Annotated in this window: 15 protein-coding genes; 9 read left to right on the top strand and 6 right to left on the bottom strand. The window is 74.2% G+C overall.

Annotation, left to right across the window (positions count from 1 at the left end):
• Positions 1–2 precede the first annotated feature (2 nt).
• On the bottom strand, positions 3–1,469 hold the full coding sequence (locus tag AB0I49_RS09640) for an NCS2 family permease (protein ID WP_363226278.1): 1,467 nt from the start codon (positions 1,467–1,469) through the stop codon (positions 3–5).
• A gap of 277 nt (positions 1,470–1,746) precedes the next feature.
• Between AB0I49_RS09640 and AB0I49_RS09635 the strand changes: the two genes are divergently transcribed.
• The 4 genes from AB0I49_RS09635 to AB0I49_RS09620 all read left to right on the top strand — a co-directional run bounded on the left by AB0I49_RS09635 (position 1,747) and on the right by AB0I49_RS09620 (position 6,333).
• Positions 1,747–2,019: a DUF2530 domain-containing protein gene (locus tag AB0I49_RS09635; protein WP_363226277.1), complete on the top strand. Its 273-nt coding sequence runs from the start codon at positions 1,747–1,749 to the stop codon at positions 2,017–2,019.
• Positions 2,020–2,225: 206 nt separating this feature from the next.
• On the top strand, positions 2,226–4,613 hold the full coding sequence (locus AB0I49_RS09630; protein WP_363226276.1) for a cation-translocating P-type ATPase: 2,388 nt from the start codon (positions 2,226–2,228) through the stop codon (positions 4,611–4,613).
• Positions 4,614–4,774: 161 nt separating this feature from the next.
• Positions 4,775–5,062 (top strand): chaplin family protein, encoded by a 288-nt coding sequence (locus tag AB0I49_RS09625; RefSeq protein WP_363226408.1) that lies wholly within the window; start codon positions 4,775–4,777, stop codon positions 5,060–5,062.
• Between the two features lie 38 nt (positions 5,063–5,100).
• The gene (locus AB0I49_RS09620; protein ID WP_363226275.1) at positions 5,101–6,333 is read left to right on the top strand and encodes a hypothetical protein; all 1,233 of its coding nucleotides are present in this window, start codon (positions 5,101–5,103) and stop codon (positions 6,331–6,333) included.
• Positions 6,334–6,365: 32 nt separating this feature from the next.
• Here AB0I49_RS09620 and AB0I49_RS09615 read toward each other — a convergent pair whose 3' ends face one another.
• The 3 genes from AB0I49_RS09615 to AB0I49_RS09605 all read right to left on the bottom strand — a co-directional run bounded on the left by AB0I49_RS09615 (position 6,366) and on the right by AB0I49_RS09605 (position 12,904).
• A complete protein-coding gene (locus tag AB0I49_RS09615; protein ID WP_363226407.1) occupies positions 6,366–7,853 on the bottom strand; it encodes a helix-turn-helix domain-containing protein in 1,488 nt (495 codons plus the stop codon).
• A gap of 498 nt (positions 7,854–8,351) precedes the next feature.
• Positions 8,352–11,564 (bottom strand): molecular chaperone Hsp90, encoded by a 3,213-nt coding sequence (locus AB0I49_RS09610; protein ID WP_363226406.1) that lies wholly within the window; start codon positions 11,562–11,564, stop codon positions 8,352–8,354.
• Between the two features lie 389 nt (positions 11,565–11,953).
• A complete protein-coding gene (locus AB0I49_RS09605; protein WP_363226274.1) occupies positions 11,954–12,904 on the bottom strand; it encodes a DUF3027 domain-containing protein in 951 nt (316 codons plus the stop codon).
• Between the two features lie 498 nt (positions 12,905–13,402).
• Between AB0I49_RS09605 and AB0I49_RS09600 the strand changes: the two genes are divergently transcribed.
• From AB0I49_RS09600 to AB0I49_RS09585, 4 genes are read left to right on the top strand one after another with little or no spacing between them, the layout of a single operon-like run.
• Positions 13,403–14,806 carry an MFS transporter gene (locus AB0I49_RS09600; RefSeq protein ID WP_363226273.1) on the top strand — a complete coding sequence of 468 codons (1,404 nt, stop codon included), beginning with the start codon at positions 13,403–13,405 and terminating at the stop codon, positions 14,804–14,806.
• A 26-nt stretch (positions 14,807–14,832) separates the two neighbouring features.
• Positions 14,833–15,330, top strand: a complete 498-nt coding sequence (locus tag AB0I49_RS09595; RefSeq protein ID WP_363226272.1) for a hypothetical protein — start codon at positions 14,833–14,835, stop codon at positions 15,328–15,330.
• Positions 15,331–15,353: 23 nt separating this feature from the next.
• Positions 15,354–16,109, top strand: a complete 756-nt coding sequence (locus AB0I49_RS09590; RefSeq protein WP_363226271.1) for a futalosine hydrolase — start codon at positions 15,354–15,356, stop codon at positions 16,107–16,109.
• Positions 16,106–16,966, top strand: coding sequence for a 1,4-dihydroxy-6-naphthoate synthase (locus AB0I49_RS09585; protein ID WP_363226270.1), 861 nt, complete (start codon positions 16,106–16,108; stop codon positions 16,964–16,966). Before AB0I49_RS09590 ends, AB0I49_RS09585 begins: the two co-directional genes overlap by 4 nt.
• Before the next feature lie 18 nt (positions 16,967–16,984).
• On the opposite strand, the gene AB0I49_RS09580 is transcribed toward AB0I49_RS09585, so the two are convergent.
• Positions 16,985–17,368 carry a cold-shock protein gene (locus AB0I49_RS09580; protein WP_030881035.1) on the bottom strand — a complete coding sequence of 128 codons (384 nt, stop codon included), beginning with the start codon at positions 17,366–17,368 and terminating at the stop codon, positions 16,985–16,987.
• Between the two features lie 192 nt (positions 17,369–17,560).
• On the opposite strand from AB0I49_RS09580, the gene AB0I49_RS09575 reads away from it, so the two are divergent.
• Entirely contained in the window at positions 17,561–17,833 is a 273-nt protein-coding gene (locus tag AB0I49_RS09575) for a hypothetical protein (protein WP_363226269.1), read from the top strand.
• On the opposite strand, the gene AB0I49_RS09570 is transcribed toward AB0I49_RS09575, so the two are convergent.
• Complete coding sequence (locus tag AB0I49_RS09570; RefSeq protein ID WP_363226268.1) at positions 17,812–18,498, bottom strand: HAD family hydrolase; 687 nt, start codon at positions 18,496–18,498, stop codon at positions 17,812–17,814. The two genes, AB0I49_RS09575 and AB0I49_RS09570, sit on opposite strands and share 22 nt — an antisense overlap.
• Positions 18,499–18,526 lie beyond the last annotated feature (28 nt).

Raw genomic sequence — 18,526 nt, 5'->3', positions numbered from 1 at the left:
CGCTACTTCACGCCCAGCAGCTGCTCGATCGGGTTGAGCAGGAAGTAGACGAGGAAACACACCCCGACCACGCTCAGCAGCCACGGGATCTCGCGGGCCCGGCGGTCGGCGATCCGCAGCAGGATGAAGGCGAGCACGCCGATCCCGATGCCGTTGGTGATGCTGTAGGTGAACGGCATCGAGATGATCGTCAGGAACGCCGGGATCGCGATCGTGAAGTCGCTCCAGTCGATCTCCCGGACGTTGGCCGACATGATCAGGAAACCGACGACGAGCAGCGCGGGCGTCGCGGCCTGCGAGGGCACCACGGTCGCCAGCGGCGTGAAGACGAGCGCCAGCAGGAACAGCCCGCCGGTCACGAAGTTCGCCAGGCCCGTACGGGCGCCCTCGCCGACGCCCGCCGTGGACTCCACGAAGCAGGTGTTGGCGGACGCCGAGCCGAGCCCGCCGGCCGCGACCGCGACGCCGTCCACCATCAGGATCCGGCCCATGCCCGGCAGCTGCCCCCGCTCGTCCGTCAGCCCGGCCTCCTCGCCGACGCCGATGATCGTGCCCATCGCGTCGAAGAAGCCGGACAGCAGCACGGTGAAGACGAAGAGGCAGCCGGTGAGGATGCCGACCTCGTGGAAGCCGCCGAAGAGGCTGATGTCGCCGATGAGCGAGAAGTCGGGCGCGCCCACGACGTTGTCCGGGACGGTCGGCACCGACAGGCCCCAGCTCGCGTCCGGGATGGTGGCGATCGAGTTGATGATGATCGCGACGACGGCCATCGCGACGATGCCGATCAGGATCGCGCCGCGCACCTTGCGCACCGTCAGCACGAACATCAGCCCCAGGCCGATCACGAACACCAGCACCGGCCAGCCCTGGAGCTGGCCGCCGGTGCCCAGGCCGAGCGGGACGGTGGTGTGCGCGTCGTCCGGGTTGCGCGAGACGAACCCGGCGTCGACCAGGCCGACCAGCGAGATGAACAGCCCGATGCCGATCGCGATGGCCCGGCGCAGCCCGCCGGGGATCGCGTCCATCACCCGCTGCCGCAGCCCCGAGGCGACCAGCACCATCAGCACCAGGCCGGCCAGCACCACCATGCCCATCGCTTCCGGCCAGCTCATCTTGGGCGCGAGCTGGAGCGAGACGACGGCGTTGATGCCCAGGCCCGCGGCGCAGGCGATCGGCACATTGCCGATCGCGCCCATCAGGATCGTGGTCAGCCCCGCCATCAGGGCGGTGGCGGTGACCAGCTGGGCGTTGTCGAGCTGGTGGTGGAACTTGTCCTCGCCGCTGCCCAGGATGATCGGGTTCAGGACGATGATGTAGGCCATCGCGAAGAAGGTGGCCAGCCCGCCGCGGAGCTCACGGGAGACGGTCGAGCCGCGCTGGGAGATCTTGAAGAAGGCGTCGAACCAGTTCTTGGGCGGCGTCGGGAGCGGCGGCTTCGCGTCGACCGGAGCAGTGGCCGAGGGGGACATGCGGGACCTCAGTCGTACGGGCCTCCGAAGAGGCGCGGAAAGGCGAGCGGGACTGCGGGGACCGGACCGATAGCGCCGATAACTCTGCACACTCTGGAGCCGAACAGACCCTCTTTGGACGATCAGACGAAAGAAACCAGTCAGATACGAGCGGTTTCAGTATGAATAAACAAGCCATCAATTGCTATCTCCGCGCGTAGACCCCTATGAACCACCGCTTCCGCTCGCGTCCCGGCCGCGGCGGGCCGCCCCGACACCACCGTCTAGGCTGGAGCCCATGACGAAGTGGACTCCACGGCACGAGGCGCCGGAGCCCTATGAGGGCAATGTCGTCGCCACCATCACCGGCGGCACCATCGCGTGGTTCATCCTCTTCCTGGCCCAGCTGCCGTTCTACGGGTGGTTCCACGACAACGGGCACCTGTGGTGGGTGTGGACGTGTCTGGCCGCGGCGGCGCTGGGGTTGCTGGGGATCTGGTACGTACGGAAGCGGGACGCGGCCATCCGTCGTCACGCGGCCGGGGCCACTGAGCCGCGGCCTGAGGCCTGAGACTCGGGGCTCTGCCCCGGACCCCGGTCCTCAATCGCCGGACGGGCTGGGTTGGACCGGGCTCGTGTCTTCGTGTCCTCAAACGCCGGACGGGCTGGAATGGCGGGACGCTTCCCGTCCGTGAACGGTTGATGAGACCTCTGCCACGCCGCCGAACGCGTATATCCAAGGGGTGAACCCGGCGTGGGCCCCGTACCGTCGTTGGCATGACCGATCCGGCGCAGACCGCAGTCGAAGAGCCCGTACCGCCGTCGGGGCACCCCGGGCTGACCACCGCACAGGTCGCCGAGCGCGTCTCACGCGGCGAAGTCAACGATGTGCCGGTGCGGTCCTCGCGGTCCACGACGGAGATCGTCCGCGCCAACGTCTTCACGCGCTTCAACGCCATCATCGGCGTCCTCTTCCTGATCATCCTGGTCGTCGGCCCCATCCAGGACGGCCTCTTCGGCTTCGTGATCGTCGCCAACACGGCGATCGGCATCATCCAGGAGCTGCGCGCCAAGAAGACCCTCGACAGCCTCGCCGTCATCGGCGAGTCCAAGCCCACCGTGCGAAGGAACGGTACGGCGGCCGCGATCCCCACCGGGGAGATCGTCCTCGGCGACACCATCGAGCTCGGCCCCGGCGACAAGTGCGTCGTCGACGGCGAGATCCTGGAGGCCGACGGGCTGGAGATCGACGAGTCGCTGCTGACCGGTGAGGCCGACCCGGTGCTGAAGAAGCCCGGCGACAAGGTGATGTCGGGGTCCTTCGTGGTGGCGGGCGGCGGCGCGTTCACCGCGACCAAGGTGGGCCGCGAGGCGTACGCGGCGCAGCTCGCCGAGGAGGCGTCCCGCTTCACGCTCGTCCACTCCGAGCTGCGCACCGGCATCAGCCAGATCCTCAAGTACGTGACCTGGATGATGGTGCCGACCGCGATCGGCCTGATCGTCAGCCAGCTCGTCGTGCAGAACCACGACTGGCGCGAGGCCGTCCGCCGGGTGATCGGCGGCATCGTGCCGATGGTCCCCGAGGGCCTGGTGCTGCTGACGTCCGTGGCCTTCGCGATCGGCGTGATCCGGCTCGGGCGCAAGCAGTGCCTGGTGCAGGAGCTGCCCGCGATCGAGGGGCTGGCCCGCGTCGACGTCGTCTGCCTCGACAAGACGGGCACCCTCACCGAGGGCGGCATGGACGTCACGGAGCTGCGGCCCCTGAACGGCGCCGAGGAGTCGTACGTCCACCAGGTGCTCGGCGCCATCGGCCAGTCCGACCCGCGCCCCAACGCCTCCCTCCAGGCGATCATCGACGCGTATCCGGCCGCCGACGGCTGGCACTCCACCGAGGCGCTGCCGTTTTCCTCCGCCCGCAAGTACAGCGGCGCGGCCCTCGGCGGCCCGGACGGCGAGGAGAGCACCTGGCTGCTGGGCGCGCCGGACGTCCTGCTGCCGGACGGCGACGCGTCCCTCGCCGAGATCGACGATCTGAACGCGCAGGGGCTGCGGGTGCTGCTGCTGGCCCGTACGGAACGGGGGCTGGACGACCCGCGCGTGGCCCAGGGCGTACGGCCCGCCGCGCTCGTCATCCTGGAGCAGCGGCTGCGGCCGGACGCCGCCGACACCCTGGGCTACTTCGCCGAGCAGAACGTCGCGGCGAAGGTCATCTCCGGCGACAACGCGGTCTCGGTGGGGGCGGTCGCCGGGAAGCTCGGCATGTCCGGCGCGGAGAACCCCGTCGACGCCCGGCGGCTGCCCGCCGAGCGGGACGAGATGGCGGCGGTGCTGGAGGACGGCGCGGTGTTCGGCCGCGTCAGCCCGCAGCAGAAGCGGGACATGGTGGCCGCCCTCCAGTCGCGCGGCCACACCGTGGCGATGACGGGCGACGGCGTCAACGACGTGCTGGCGCTCAAGGACGCCGACATCGGCGTCTCGATGGGCTCCGGCTCCGAGGCGACGCGGGCCGTCGCGCAGATCGTGCTGCTGAACAACAGCTTCTCGACGCTGCCGTCGGTGGTGGCGGAGGGCCGCCGCGTCATCGGCAACATCACCCGCGTCGCGACCCTGTTCCTGACGAAGACCGTCTACTCCGTGCTGCTGGCGATCCTCGTCGTCTGCTCCCAGGTCCCCTACCCCTTCCTCCCCCGCCATCTGACGCTGCTGTCGACGCTGACCATCGGCGTGCCCGCCTTCTTCCTGGCGCTGGCCCCCAACAAGGAGCGCGCGAAGCCGCACTTCGTCCGCCGGGTGATGCGCTATTCGATCCCCGCCGGCGTCATCGCGGGCGCCGCCACCTTCGTCGCCTATCTGCTGGCCCGGCACTACTACACGGGGCCCGGCTCCCTCGACGCCGAGACGAGCGTCGCGACGCTGACGCTGTTCATCGTCTCCATGTGGGTCCTGGCGATCATTGCCCGCCCGTACACCTGGTGGCGCGTCGGGCTGGTCCTGGCGATGGCGGCGGGGTTCCTGATCGTGCTCGTCACGCCGTGGCTCCAGACGTTCTTCGCGCTCAAGCTCGTCGGCACGACGATGCCGTGGGCCGCCGTCGGCATCGCGGCCGTCGCCTCGGCGGTCCTGGAGGTCGTCTGGCGCTGGGTGGGCAAGCGGTTCCCGGTCTGAAGAATTCAGAGAGTCATTACGGATTGTAGTCAATAACTCCGGAGGGTGACCGGCTGGGATTCCCGTCGTTGGGCGGAGTGCGCCCCGGGGATTCCGTGGCGCGGTCTGGACAGGGAGCACCTGGATCGGTGCCCCGCGACGGAGGGACACCGATCGTGGACATGCGGGCTGCGGGCAGACGGGCCGGGGCAGTGGGCGCGGTGGTCGGCGCGGCGGCGGGGGCGACGCTGCTCCCCGCCGGTACGGCCGAGGCCAACATCATCGGCATCGGGAACCCGGCGTACGGCAACAGCTGCCTCAACGTGGGCCGCGCGGCAGCGGCGGGCGGCACGGCCGCCGACAGCGGCGCGGCGAGCGGCAACCGCCTCGTCCTGCCGCTGCACCTGTCGCGCAACCACTGCGGGAACAGCGGCTTCGTCTGCTACGCGCTGATCCGCCCCGCGGAGTGACGGGCTCCTCGCCCGCGCCCGTACGGACAGGTGGGCCGGTGGGCGACGAGGCCGTACGGGAAGTGCTGGCGCTCAGCGGGCGGGCGATGCCCCTGCTGCGGGAGTGGACGGCCGGGCAGCCGCGCTACGGTGTGGCGCGGGCGCTGCTGATGCTGGCCACCGGGGACCGACTCGGCGAGGCGGCGCTGAAGGATGAGCTGGTCATCGCGTACGAGGACGCGCAGGCGGCCGGGGCGCGGGAGGCCAGCCTGGTCTACGGCGTGTTCCTCAGCGTCCTGCGGCAGTACCGCCTCGCGGCCGACCATCTGGTGGCGCACTTCGCCCAGTGGCCCGCGGACGAGGTGGCCGGGCTGATGCTGGACGCGTTCCACGCCTGCGGGGACCCCGCCTACCGCGAGCGCGGCGACGCCCTGATCGAGGAGCAGTACGTACGGGCCGGGCCGGACAGCTGGGCCTGGGCGGGGTGGCTGGCCTGGGCGCGGGTGGAGGCGGGCCGGGTGGAGGAGGCCCATGAGCTCGCCGGGCGGGCCCTGATCCTGAACCCCCGGGCCGGTGTCGCGGTGCACGCCCGCGCGCACGCCGAGCACGAGCTGGGCGCCGGTCCCGCCGCCTCCGCCGCCCTCGACCGCTGGCTGGCGGACGACCCCCGGGCCTTGCAGTTCCGCCACCTCAACTGGCACGCGGCCCTCCAGTCGATCGCCTGCGGCGACTTTCCCGACGCGCGGCGGCGCGCGGACGCGGTGCTGGCCGACTCGGACGTCGGGATGCGGGCCGCGACCAACTGGCGGCTGCTGCTCGTCGGGCAGGAGCCCGCGGGCCGCACCGACCTCGCGCGCGTACGGGGCCTGCTGGCCGCGCCCGGCGGCATGGCGGAGGTCTTCCACACCTTCAACCTGGCCCTCGCCCTGGCCGTGGAGGCCGCCACGGACGACCTGCGCGCGCTGGCCCGGCGGGCGGCCGGGGACCCGCGCGCCGAGTACCGCGAGGCCCTCGCGCCGGTCGCCGAGGCCCTCGCGCACCTGACCGCCGGCCGCCCCGCGGCGGCCGTGGACCTGCTCACCGCGCTCGGCGAAGGGGTGGAGCGGATCGGCGGGGTGCGGGTGGAGCGGGAGATCGTCCAGGACACCCTGGCCCGCGCGCTGGCCGACGCCGGGGAGCACGTACGGGCGGCGGACCTCCTGCACCGGCGCACCGCGACCCGCCGCCATCACACGTACGAGCGGCTCCTCGCCGAAGCGCCGGCCGCACCCGTACCCGCCCCGGCCCCGTAGACCCCGCCCCGGCCCCGTAGCAGCGGGCCGCCTCAGGGCTGGGCGGCCGTCAGGCCCACGGCACGGTAGGCCAGCCACAGGTCGTGGCGCGCGCTCGGGGCGTGCAGCAGGGAGCGTTCCAGCTGCGCTTCCAGGCGGGTCAGCCGCTTGCGCGCGCCGGGGATCGAGATGCCCAGCTCGGCGGCGGTACGGCTGAGCTGGGCGTCCTGCTCCAGCCAGGTGCGCAGCGTCGCCGACGGGTCGGCCTGGCAGCCCCCGGCGGCGAGCGGGCGGAGCTGGATGCGGGCCCACCGCTGGACGGCGGGCCGGGACAGCAGGTCGTCGAGGGTGTGGGCGGGCTCGGTGTCCGGGTCGCCGGGCCGGTGGTCGGGCGGCGGTACGGGAGCGGCGTGCACGCGCAGGGCGAGGGCGAGCGCGGACTGGTCGGCGAGCCGGTCGAGGTCCATGCCGAGCAGCTGGCCGATCAGCCGCAGCCGGGCGGCGAGGGTGTTGCGGTGGATCTTGAGGTGGGCGGTGGCGCGGGAGAAGAACGCGAGCCAGGACGAGGCCGTCGCGATCAGCTCCTGGCCGCCGGGGTCCTGGGGCCGCTTGGGGGCGTGCGAGATGAGCGGCTCCAGCAGGGCGCGGGCCCAGGGCGCGGCCACGCCGCCCGCCACGAGGGCCAGTTCGGGCGCGGCCCCGAAGCTCGCGTACCGGTCGGTGTGGGCGCGGGCGATGGCCAGGGCGTGGAACGCCTGCGCGTAGCCGACGGCCGTCTCGCGCAGCGGCACGTCGTCGCTGACGCCGACGGCGCAGTCGCCCGCCATGGAGGTCAGGGCCCGGTCGAGCGGCCCGGCGGGGCCGGACGGCGGGGGCGTCAGGGCGATCACATGGCCGGAGTAGACGGGGCACCGCACCACCCAGGCGCGCCCCTCGGAGGCGTCCGCGCACATCCGCACCACGTCGTCGCGGCGCCCCGGCGGGCACTCGGCCACGTACACCCGCATCAGGTCGGGCAGGCGCGGCCGCAGGGCGCCCGCGATCTGGTGGGCGGTGGCGAGCTGCCCGATCATCAGCAGGTGCAGCACCGCCTCGCGGCTGCGGGACTCCGCGAGGTCCACGCGGCGCCGCTTGCGCTCGGCGCTCTCCGCCTCCCAGCACAGGGCCAGCGGCAGGGTGACGTCGGCGAGCAGCGCGGACAGCCGGTCGGGCAGCGGGCCGGCCACCACGACGCCGAGGGCGAGACCCTGCTGGTGCCGGGGCCCGCCGAGTGCTAAGAGGACCGCCGTCTCGGCGCCCCCGTCGAGGGTCACGGAGCGCAGCCCCCGGTCGGTGAGCGTGCGCGCCGCCCCGGACGCCAGCGCGGTCGCCTGTCCCCCGGACGCGCCGTGCCCGTCTGCCGCCCGTATCGCGGGGCGGTGGTGCATGGCGGCGCACAGCACGGTGCCGGAGGCGTCGAGCAGCCCCGCCCAGCCGCCGGCCCGGGCGGCGAGCCAGCGCAGCAGCGCCCGGGTCCCGCCGGAGCGGGCGAGGCTCTGCATCCGCAGCACGTCCTCGGCCCGCTCGATTCTCCACCGCGCCCCGATGGCGCCGCCGGTGTCCGTACTCTCCCGCGTCTGCACCCGACCTCCCGATGTTGGTGAATGTGGTTTCTGAAACCTCTGGCCCGCCCCGCAGTGCAAGGTGAACCTCGTCGTCGCTCCCGCGCCGCCCTAGTGTCGTGAGCCAGGTGATCCGGCCGCCGGAGTCCGCGCACAGTGGCTGACGGGGGTGGCCACTGCGGTACGGGGCCCACGGCGCTGGATCACCTGGGTCAGGGGGGTGCTGGGGGGACCGAGCACCTGGGGCGTGTGGTGAACAGGGAACACCACACGCTCACAGGCATGTTCGTTTTCCGTACAGACGTACACGGGTGCGCGGGGACACGCAACGGCCGCGCCGGGACACGCCGGGCGCGGGGGCGCGGGGCGGCGGGGGCCGCCGCCCCTGGGACAGCGGGACAGAACCTTCGGTCGGGCCGGCGGGCGGCCGGTGCGGTTCTAGTCGAACCAGCGGGCCTCGGCCAGCTCATCCGTCCGGGACGGGTCCTCCAGCAGCGCCGCCGCCTCGAAGCGCCGGCTCCAGTGGCCGGCCGCCCATGCCAGGCCCGCCGCGACGCCCTCCAGCGTCGAGGCGTGCAGCACCCCGTCCGGGCCGTAACGCCAGTCCAGTTCGACGCCTTCGACCGTCAGCTCCTCGTGCTCGACGTACGAGTCCGGCGCGCCCGGCAGCAGGACCCGCACGCCGTCCGGCACCTCGCGCCGCTCGCCGCCGCCGGGCGCCGGAGCCGTGAATTCCTCGCTCAGCCGCCGTACTTGCAGCAGCTCCGCGAGGTCCGCCGCCAGCGCGGGCCGTACGGGCAGCAGCGCCCGGCCCGCCGTCAGGGGCAGCAGGTCCGGGGCGTCGGCGATCAGCGCGTCCGCCGCGTCCACGACCCGCACCTCGCCGTCGACGACGGCCCGCAGCTCGTCGGGGAGCGTGACCTGCTCGGGGTCGAGGGCGGACAGCGCGCTGTAGAGGCCGTGCAGTTGGGTCGCGCCGACCGGCAGCCGGTCGTCCGCGAGCCGCGCCAGCAGCTCGGCGGCGCCACCGGGCTCGTCCAGGAGGGAGGCCGCGGAGGTCCGTACGCCCAGGGCCCGCAGCACCTGCTCGTCGCCGCCGTCGCCGAGGAGGTCGGCCGCGTCGGCGGCCTCGTACAGTCCGGCCAGCAGCGGGTCGCCGCCCCCGGCCCGCAGGCCGGCCGGGCGCCGCCCGTCCAGCACGGGGTGGCCGCGCAGCCACCACGCCGTGTACGGGCGCACCGACTCCGTCGTGCCGTCCGGCAGCAGCACCCGTACGGGCGCGGTCAGCGCGTCGCGCAGCGGCGGTTGCGCGAGCATCCGCAGCGCCTGCGGCCACGCGTCGTCGTCGACCAGGTCCAGGTCGCGTACGGCCACGATCTCGGTGGCCACCGGCGGCACCGCCGTCTGCTCCAGCCCGTCGAGCACGTCCTCGCACCACACGTCGACGGCGTCCAGCAGCCCGGCGTCGTCCGGCTCCGCGAAATCGCCGTCGCGGGGCTCCAGTTCGTCGGGGTCCAGGACGACGTCGGTGGCGCGCACGAGGGCGAAGGTGGCGAGCACGCCCACCGCGGTGAGCGGCTGCTCGCCCCACCGCTCGGCCAGCTCCGCGTCGCAGGCGGCCAGCTCCCCGGCCCGTACGACCTGCTCGAACGGGCTGCCCGGCAGCACGAGTTCACCGGCCGGTGCCAGTTCGCCGTCCTCGTCGGGGAGCGCCAGCGCCGCCAGCCACGGCTCGTCGCCGGGGGCCAGGTGCGCGTCCCGTACGAGCGCGAGCACGGTCTCCGCCAGCTCCTCGGCACCGAGCGCGTCGCCTTCGAGCAGCCCGTACGCGTCGTCGTCCGCGTCCAGCGAGTTCGCGACCGCCGCCCGCACCTGGGGCGTCGTCAGGACGGCGCGCGGGGACGCGGGCACCGCGCCCAGCTTCTCCAGCAGCGGGTGCGCGGCGTCGGGGTGCGCGACCTTCAGCCCGAGCCGGGCGAGCGCCTCGTGCCGGGCCCCGTCCGCGGCGCCCGGCAGCAGCACCTGGCGGGGGCCGATGGTCGTACGGCCGTCCGCGAGCGGCACCGGCAGCCCCGACAGCCGGTCCGGGTCGACCCCCGCCAGCGAGTCGTACAGCCGCCGCCACCACGCGGGGTCCCGCTCGACCCCGGCCAGCCGGTCGACCATCTCCCCCAGCGGCACCCGCTCCACCCCGAGGACGCGCAGCTCGACCCGGCGCTCCAGCCCGGCGGGCAGCAGGCTGGGGAACAGCTCGGCGAGCGCGGCGACGGTCGCGGCCCCGGCGCCCTCCACGATCTCGGCGTCGGCGGGGCGCAGCACGTACGCGTTCCCGGCCGTGCCGGTGAGCGCGGTGGGGTCGTCGAAGGCGGCGTCGGGAACACGGTCCGCCGCGGGCTCGCCGCCCTGTTCGGCGGCGGCGCTGGGCAGGAACGGGACCCTGGGCAGCCGCTCCAGCAGCAGGCGGCGCAGCTCGCCGTCGAGTTCGCCCTTGCCGAGGGGGCCGGGCACCAGGTCGACGGTGCCGGGGCCGACGGGCCGCCAGTCGCCCAGCAGCGCCGCGTACCCCTCGGCGGCCCGCGCCACCAGGAAGTCCGTGAGCGCGCCGGGCGCGGTGCGGCGGCGGGTGGGCTCCAGCGGGAAGGAGGCGATGAGCAGGGCGGGCAGGCCCAGCGGCTCGTCGGTCGGGGTCGGCGCGTGCAGCACGGGCGCGGTCGTCGGCCGTACGGGCGCGCCGTCGGCGTCCACGGGCACCGCCCACGTCACCGACCAGTTCGGGCGCAGCCGCTCCTCCACCGGGCGGCCGGCGAGCAGCGCCGCGTTCAGCGGGCCGCCGGTGCGCGCGACGCGCCAGCGGGCGGGAACGGTGCGGGCGCTGTCCTCGACGACGGTGTACGGGCCGTCGGTGCGGCGCGTCACCGTCCGCACGCCGTCCGCCGTCTCCACGACGACCTCGGACAGTCCCGGCAGGGTCAGCAGCAGCGCGTCGTCGAGGTCCGCCAGGAGCCGCGCCGTCAGGTCCTCGGCCGCGCCGTCGCGCAGCGGCAGGACGACGACGGTGTCGTACCCGTCGGGGGCGGAGCCCTCGGCCGGCAGGGGCAGCCGCAGCAGCGGCACGTGACCGTCGCGGCGGCGGATCTCCGCGCCGAGTCCGGGCGCCGCCGACGCGGCGTCCGCCGCGATGAGCCGGGCCTCGGCGAGCGAGAACCGGACGCCGCCGGAGCGGCCGACGACGGCGGGCTCGTCGCTGACGGCGAGGACGGCGGAGAACCCGACGCCGAAGCGCCCGACGGCGCCGCCGGCCCCCTCCTCGTCCCGCTTGGCGGAGGCCCGGAGGGTGGACAGGGACTCCACGCCGGCGGCGTCGAGAGGGGCGCCGGTGTTGGCGGCGGCGAGGACGGCAGGCGCGCCGTCGCGGCCGGGGTGCAGCGTCAGCCGCAGCCGGCCGGGGACGCCGGCGCGGGCGGCGGCATCGGCGGCGTTCTGCGCCAGCTCGACGACGAGCCGGTCGCGGTAGCCGCCGAGCGACAGGTCCTCCTCGGCGTTGGCGTCCTCACGGAACCGCGCGGGCGACGCGGCCCAGGCGTCCAGCACCCCGCGCCGCAGCCGCCCGGTCCCGAACGGGTCCGCGTCCTCGCCCACGCCTCGCACCATCGCCGCGCCGCTCACGTGTCGTCTCCCCTACTAGCCCCGCACCAATTTCCCGCCGCACTGCCTGCCGCGAAACGTACAGCGCTTCCGCCCCTAGCTGCTCTCCACGCCTCGGCAACGCAAACGGCGAGCGCCCCGAAAGGAGCGCAGGGAACCGCCCCCAACCACCCACACCAGCCCCATCAGGAGCGCGAGGAACCCCGCAGCCGACCGCCCACACCAGCCCCATCAGGGGCGCGGGGAGCCCCCGGCCGACCGCCCACACCAGCCCCACCAGGGGCGCGAGGAACTGCGCGACCAGCCACAACCGGACCGCGGCCGACGAACCACACCAGCCCCCCCCAAGGGGCGCGAGGAACCGCGCGATCATCCAGCCGAGGGCTGAACTCCCGTCAGGAGTGACCCAGCTCCTCCGCCGGAGCGTCCGGCTCCACGGACCCGCCGCCCCGATCCGGCCGCAACGGCAACGGATCGACCAACGTCTCATCGATCACAGGAGCAGCCGGCCGCAAGGGCTTAGGCATGACGGCCGCCTCCGAATGCCCCCCGCACCCGAACCCCAGCGACACCACATGCCCGTCCGCCGGCCCGAACTCGTTGGCGCACACGCCGAACGCCTGCCGCAGCGACCCCGCCAGCGGCACGAGGAATCCGCAGCTGGCGCAGGAGGCGGGCGCGGCCTGCGCCATCGGGGTCTTGGGCCCGTACAGCTCGTCCCACCGGTCGGCCGCGGCATGCAGCCCGTACCGGGACAGGACGCGCGCCCGGCGCATGCCGAGCTCCTCCGCGACGGCGGTGATACGGCCCCGCTCCGTCGTGGCGGCGGGCTCGGCGGCCGAAGCGGCCTCACCGGAGGGGCCCGTCAGCTCCGCGTCCTCGGCATCGGCCAGATCCGCCAGCCGCCGCCCGGCAGTGGCCTCGTCCGCCAGGACGGAGCTCGGCGGCGGCGCGTCCTCCCCGGAGAACCCCGGCTCCAGACGCAGGTCGTCGGCCTCGGTCGGCAGCAGGTCCCCCGGACCCATGTCGCCGGGGCGCAGCCGCTCGCTCCACGGCACCCATTCGGGGGCGAGCAGCGCGTCGGGGCCGGGCAGCAGGACGGCCTCGTCCAGGGTGACGGCCTTGGCACGGGACGCGCGGGCGACCGTCACCGCCCAGCGCCAGCCCCGGTAGCCGGGCTCCTGGCAGGCGAAGAAGTGGGTGACGACGCGGTCGCCCTCGGCGGCGACCTCCACGTGCTCGCCGACCATTCCGGGGAGCGCCGCTTCCTCGGCCGCCGCACGGGCCAATTCGACCGCCTCGGCGCACAGGCGGTCAGGGGTCCGGCTTCGCATCGCAGCACTCACAGGATCGATTCTCTCTTCCACGCCGTCTCACGAGTGCGCCGGCCGTACGGCCGGGTCGGCGGACGGAGCGGACCGGGGGACCGCGTCGACGTCCGCGCCCGAACGGTCAGGGGCGCACCTTGTATGACCCATTCTGCGGGATCGAGACTCGGCGCGCGGCCAAGAACGACCGCCGGTGGCGCGCTACGCACGCTACCCCGCTCGACCGCGCGGGGGATACCCGGGCCACGGCGAGCCTCACATCCGTACGCGTCCGGGGCCCATGCCCGTACCGGCGCGCCGTGCCGGACCCGTACGGCCGTGTCGCGGCGTCCGGCGGAGATCTCCCCGTGCCCGACCCGATACGGAAAGGACACCCGCGAGGAGCACCGCGGGGAACGGGGAACACCGCGCGGATCCCCGGGGACGCCTCGGCGACGGAGCGGCGAATGATCGCCTTCTGACCGGCAGATGGCGGTAACGCGCCATCTTCCGCACGTCTTGGGGCAGTATGGCGTGGTGGGAGCCATCCGGTCCGCTCATGGCAGCCCGCTCCGCCGGGCGGGACGGGCAGCCGGTCACGCCCTGCGCGCGCCGTTCACCGGGGCGGCCCGGGCCGTCCGGCGCGCCACGCACGCGCACGGCGCGGGCGAGTCCGGTCTCGGCAAGCTGATCGAGCTGCACGCGGTGCACTCGGCCGGCGACATGCTGATCACGGTGGCGCTGGCCTCCACCGTCTTCTTCTCCGTCCCCACCGACCAGGCGCGCGGCCGGGTGGCCCTGTACCTGGCCGTCACGATGGCGCCCTTCGTCCTGCTCGCCCCGGTCATCGGCCCGCTGCTGGACCGGCTGCCGCACGGCCGCCGGGCCGCCATGGCGAGCGCGATGCTGACCCGCGCGCTGCTCGCGCTGACCATGACGGGCGCGGTGGTGAGCGGCAGCCTGGAGCTGTATCCGGCGGCGCTGGGCGTGCTGGTGGCCTCCAAGGCGTACGGCGTCGTGCGGTCCGCGGTCGTGCCGCGCCTCCTGCCGCCGCGGATCTCGCTGGTCAAGGCGAACTCGCGGGTGACGCTCGGCGGCCTGCTGGCCACCGGCGCGGCGGCGCCGATCGGCGCGGGGCTGCATCAGATCGGCGCGGCCTGGCCGCTGTACGGGGCCTGTGTGCTCTTCCTCGTCGGCATGGTCCTGTCGATCTCGCTGCCCCACAAGGTGGACTCGGCGAAGGGCGAGGCGCGGGCCCGCCTGACCACGCGCGAGCACCGGCCCGTACGCGTTCCGGCGCTGACCCGGCGGGGGCGGCGCCATCAGCCGCGGCGGCCGAAGCCGCTCGGGCTGCGGACGGTCGGCTCGTCCGTCCTGCACGGGCTCCAGGCCAACAGCGCGTTCCGGATGCTCTCCGGCTTCCTCACCTTCTTTCTGGCGTTCATGCTGCGCGAGCATCCGATGCACGGGCTGAGCGCGGCGGTCTCGCTGGGCGTCGTCGCCGTGGCGGCGGGCGGCGGCAACGCGCTCGGCACGGCCATCGGCGCGCTGCTGCGCTCCCGCGCGCCGGAGTCGATGATCGCGCTGGTGCTGACGGCGGCGCTGACCGCGGCCGTCGTCGCGGCCGTCCTCTACAGCCCCGTGGCGCTCGCCGTCGTCGCGGCGACGGCCGGCATCTCGCAGGCGCTCGGCAAGCAGTCGCTGGACTCGATGATCCAGCGCGATGTGCCGGAGGAGGTCCGTACGTCCGCGTTCGCGCGCTCGGAGACGCTGTTGCAGATGTCGTGGGTGGCGGGCGGGGCGATCGGCATCCTGCTGCCGCTCAACGGAGTGCTCGGCATGTCGGTCGCCGCGGCGGTCGTCGCGCTGGGCGTGGCCGCTTCCGTACGGGGTCTGCTGGCCGCCGCCCGGCGCGGCACGCCGCACCCCCGCGTGGCGTGAGCGGAGGCGACCGATAACCTGCCCGCATGACCGCTCTGTTTTCCCGGGGTAAGGGCCGCCGCGCCGCTGCCGCCGTCGGTGCCGTGACCTTGGGGCTTGTCGCCCTTACCGCCTGCGACAAGCCGACTCCGCTGGCCACGGTGACCGTCGGCTCGACCACCGTGACCTCCGAGGCCACCGCCGGCTGCTTCGGCGACGGCAAGGCGCTCGAGAAGTCCGTGATGGAGAAGTGCCTGTCGAAGAAGGACGGCAAGACCGTGAAGGTCGGCGCCGGCGAGAAGGTGCGCATCGGCGTGGAGCCGAAGATCGCCGACACCGGCTGGGTCGTCGTCGCGGGCGGGCCGGTCATGCCGGAGCCCACCAACAACACGTACCGCACGTTCGACACGGACACCCTCTTCACGCAGAAGAACCAGATGGGCCAGGCGACCCTGATGGACAAGGTCACCGTCACGGTCATCGAGCTCAGCAAGGGCGAGGCCAAGGGCATGTGGCACTTCAACCTGGAGCGCGACGGCTCCTGACGCGGCGTGAGGGGTCTCCACTGATGCGCGTACTCGTCGTCACCGCCGTCCCCGCCGAGCGCGACGCGGTCGTGCGCGGCGCGTCGCCCGCCGGGGACCCCGCGGAGCCCCCGGCGGAGATCGCCGTGCCGGGCGGGATGCTGCACCGGGTGCGCCACTCCGCCGGGCCGGTGCTCGACGCGCTGGCGGCGGGCGTGGGTCCGGGCGCCGCCGGGGCCGGGGCCGCCGCCGCGCTCGCCGCCGCGGCGCTCCGCTCGCAGCCGTACGACCTCGTGCTGTCCGCGGGCATCGGCGGCGGCTTCCAGCCCGCCGCGCCCGTCGGCTCGCTGGTGGTCTCGGACGCGATCATCGCCGCCGACCTGGGCGCCGAGACGCCCGACGGGTTCCGCTCCACCGCCGAGCTCGGCTTCGGGACCGTGGCGCACCAGGCTCCGGAGCATCTGGTACGGGCCGTGGCCGAGGCGACGGGAGCGGCGCCCGGCGCCGTGCTCACGGTGTCCACCGCGACCGGTTCCGCCGCGCGCGCCGCTGAGCTGACGGCCCGTCACCCGGGTGCGCTCGCCGAGGCGATGGAGGGGTTCGGCGTCGCCGAGGCCGCCGCCGCGCACGGCGTGCCCGCGCTGGAGGTCCGGGCGGTCTCCAACCCGGTGGGGCCGCGCGACCGGGCGGCCTGGCGGATCGGGGAGGCCCTGGACGTACTGGCGCGGGCCTTCGGCCGCTGGGCCGACTTGATGGGCCGACTTGAGCCCGTAAGCGAAGAAGAGGAGAGAACCCCATGAACGCGCCTCTGAAGATCGCGTACTCGCCGTGCCCGAACGACACCTTCGTCTTCGACGCGTGGGCGCACGGCCGCGTCCCCGGCGCGCCCGCCCTCGATGTGACCTTCGCGGACATCGACATCACCAACGGCATGGCGGAGCGCGGCGAGTTCGACGTGCTCAAGGTGTCGTACGCGGTGCTGCCCTGGGTCCTCGACGACTACGCCCTGCTGCCCTGCGGCGGCGCGCTGGGGCGCGGCTGCGGCCCGCTCGTCCTCACCCGGGAATCGGCGGAGGCCGGTGATCCGGCGAGCCTGCGGGGGAAGACCGTCGCGGTGCCCAGCGAGCGGTCGACGGCGTATCTGCTCTTCCGGCTCTGGGCGGCGGCCGAGGTGCCGGGCGGGGTCGGCGACGTGGTCGTGCTGCCGTTCCACGAGATCATGCCCGCCGTCCGGGACGGCAAGGTCGACGCGGGCCTGGTCATCCACGAGGCGCGGTTCACCTACCAGGACTACGGGCTGCACCGCCTCGCCGACATGGGCGAGCACTGGGAGGCCACCACCGGGCTGCCCATCCCGCTGGGCGCGATCATCGCGAAGCGCTCGCTCGGCGCGGAGCGGCTGCGGGAGCTGGCCGAGGCCGCGCGGACGTCGGTGCGGATGGCGTGGGACGACCCGGAGGTCTCCCGGCCGTATGTGCTGGAGCACGCGCAGGAGATGGACCCGGCCGTCGCGGACCGGCACATCGGGCTGTACGTCAACGAGTTCACGGCCGACCTCGGGGAGGACGGCTACGCGGCGGTGCGCGGGCTCCTCACGCGCGCCGCGGCCGAGGGGCTCGTACCGCCCCTCGGCCCGGACGCGCTCGCCTTCGCGTAGGCGAAAAGGGGCGGAGTCCTAGACGTCCAGCTGGTCCGCGACCGCCCGCAGCATGCCCGCGATCTTCGCGCCGTGCGCCTTGTCGGGGTAGCGGCCGCGCTCCAGCTGCTGGGTGACGTTCTCCAGGAGCGTGGTGAGGTCCTGCACGATCGAGGCGAGTTCGTCGGGCTTGCGGCGCTGCGCGGCCGCGACCGACGGCGCGGGGTCGAGCAGCGTCACCGTGAGCGCCTGGTCGCCGCGCTGTCCCGCCACGACGCCGAATTCGACGCGCTGGCCGGGCTTGAGCGCCTCGACTCCGTCCGGGAGTACTGAGGAGTGCACGAAGACGTCGCCGCCGTCGTCGCGGGAGAGAAAGCCGAAGCCCTTCTCGCTGTTGAACCACTTGACCTTGCCGGTAGGCACGTCTGTCCTCGTCCTCGTACTCGTCGGGAAGCAGCTGAAAACGGCTCTGGATAGCACTACAGCGGGCCGCAGGACCCGCCACTGCCAAGGCTAATGGTCCCGGGCCCGGTGACAAGACGTCCTCGGGTGGTTCCGCTGCGCTTTGGCCCATGGGGACAAACGCCCCGGGGCTAGGGGACCTACCCTGTTGAGGTGAGTGATACTCCTTCCGCCGGGGGCCGGACCCCCGTGCCCGCCAGCCCCACGCGCGCCGGTGACCTGCTGGTACGAATCGGCGCCATCGTCTTCCTCGTCGGCGCGGTGGCCACTCTGGCCACCGTCGCCCCGCTGTTCCTGGGCCTGCACCCGCTGCCCTCGGTCGCCTACGTCGTCTGCATGCTCATGGGCGTCGGCTTCGTGATCGCCGCGGCGGGCGTGCTGCGCTCGATCGCGCAGGAGCGGCGTCAGGCCCGTTCGCTGACGTAGCGGCGCACCCACGCAGGGAACGCCGTCAGGTCGTCGAGGACCGTGTCCGCGCCCGCGGAGCGCAGTTCGTCCGCGCCGCACGGCCCGGTCGCCACCGCCACGGACAGCGCACCGGCCGTACGCGCCCCGCGCACGTCCCCGGTGTGGTCGCCGACGTAGACGGCCGCCCCGTACTCGCGCAGCGCCTCGGCCTTGGCCTCGGCCCACAGCGAGCCGATCACGGCGTCCGCGCCGATGCCGAGCCGCTCCAGGTGCAGCTTGGCGTTGGGCTCGTACTTGGCGGTGACGACGATCGTCCGGCCGCCCAGCTCGCGCACGGCGGCGACAGCCTCGCGGGCGCCCGGCATGGCGAGCGTCGGCTCGATGGCGTGCTCGGGGTACATCGCGCGGTAGCGGTCGGCGATCGGCTCGATCTGATCGGCGGGGAACCAGTGCGCGAGCTCCAGCTCCAGCGGCGGGCCGAGCCGGGTGATGGTCAGGTCGACGTCGATGTGGACGCCCGTCTCGGCGGACAGCGCCGAGAACGCGGCCCGGATGCCGGGCCGGGAGTCGATCAGGGTCATGTCGAGGTCGAAGCCGACGGTGAAGGCCGGTTCGGCGGCGGTCCCGGCGGCGGGGGCCGTGGGGCGGGCGGTGGTCGCGTGATGCGGGGTATGGGGGGCCATGCCGATATTGTGCCGCGCCCGTGCCCGT

Source organism: Streptomyces sp. NPDC050617 (assembly GCF_040654795.1).
Lineage (GTDB): Bacteria > Actinomycetota > Actinomycetes > Streptomycetales > Streptomycetaceae > Streptomyces.
Note: the sequence above shows the minus strand (reverse complement) of the source record. Positions and strands in the feature narration are given on the sequence as shown.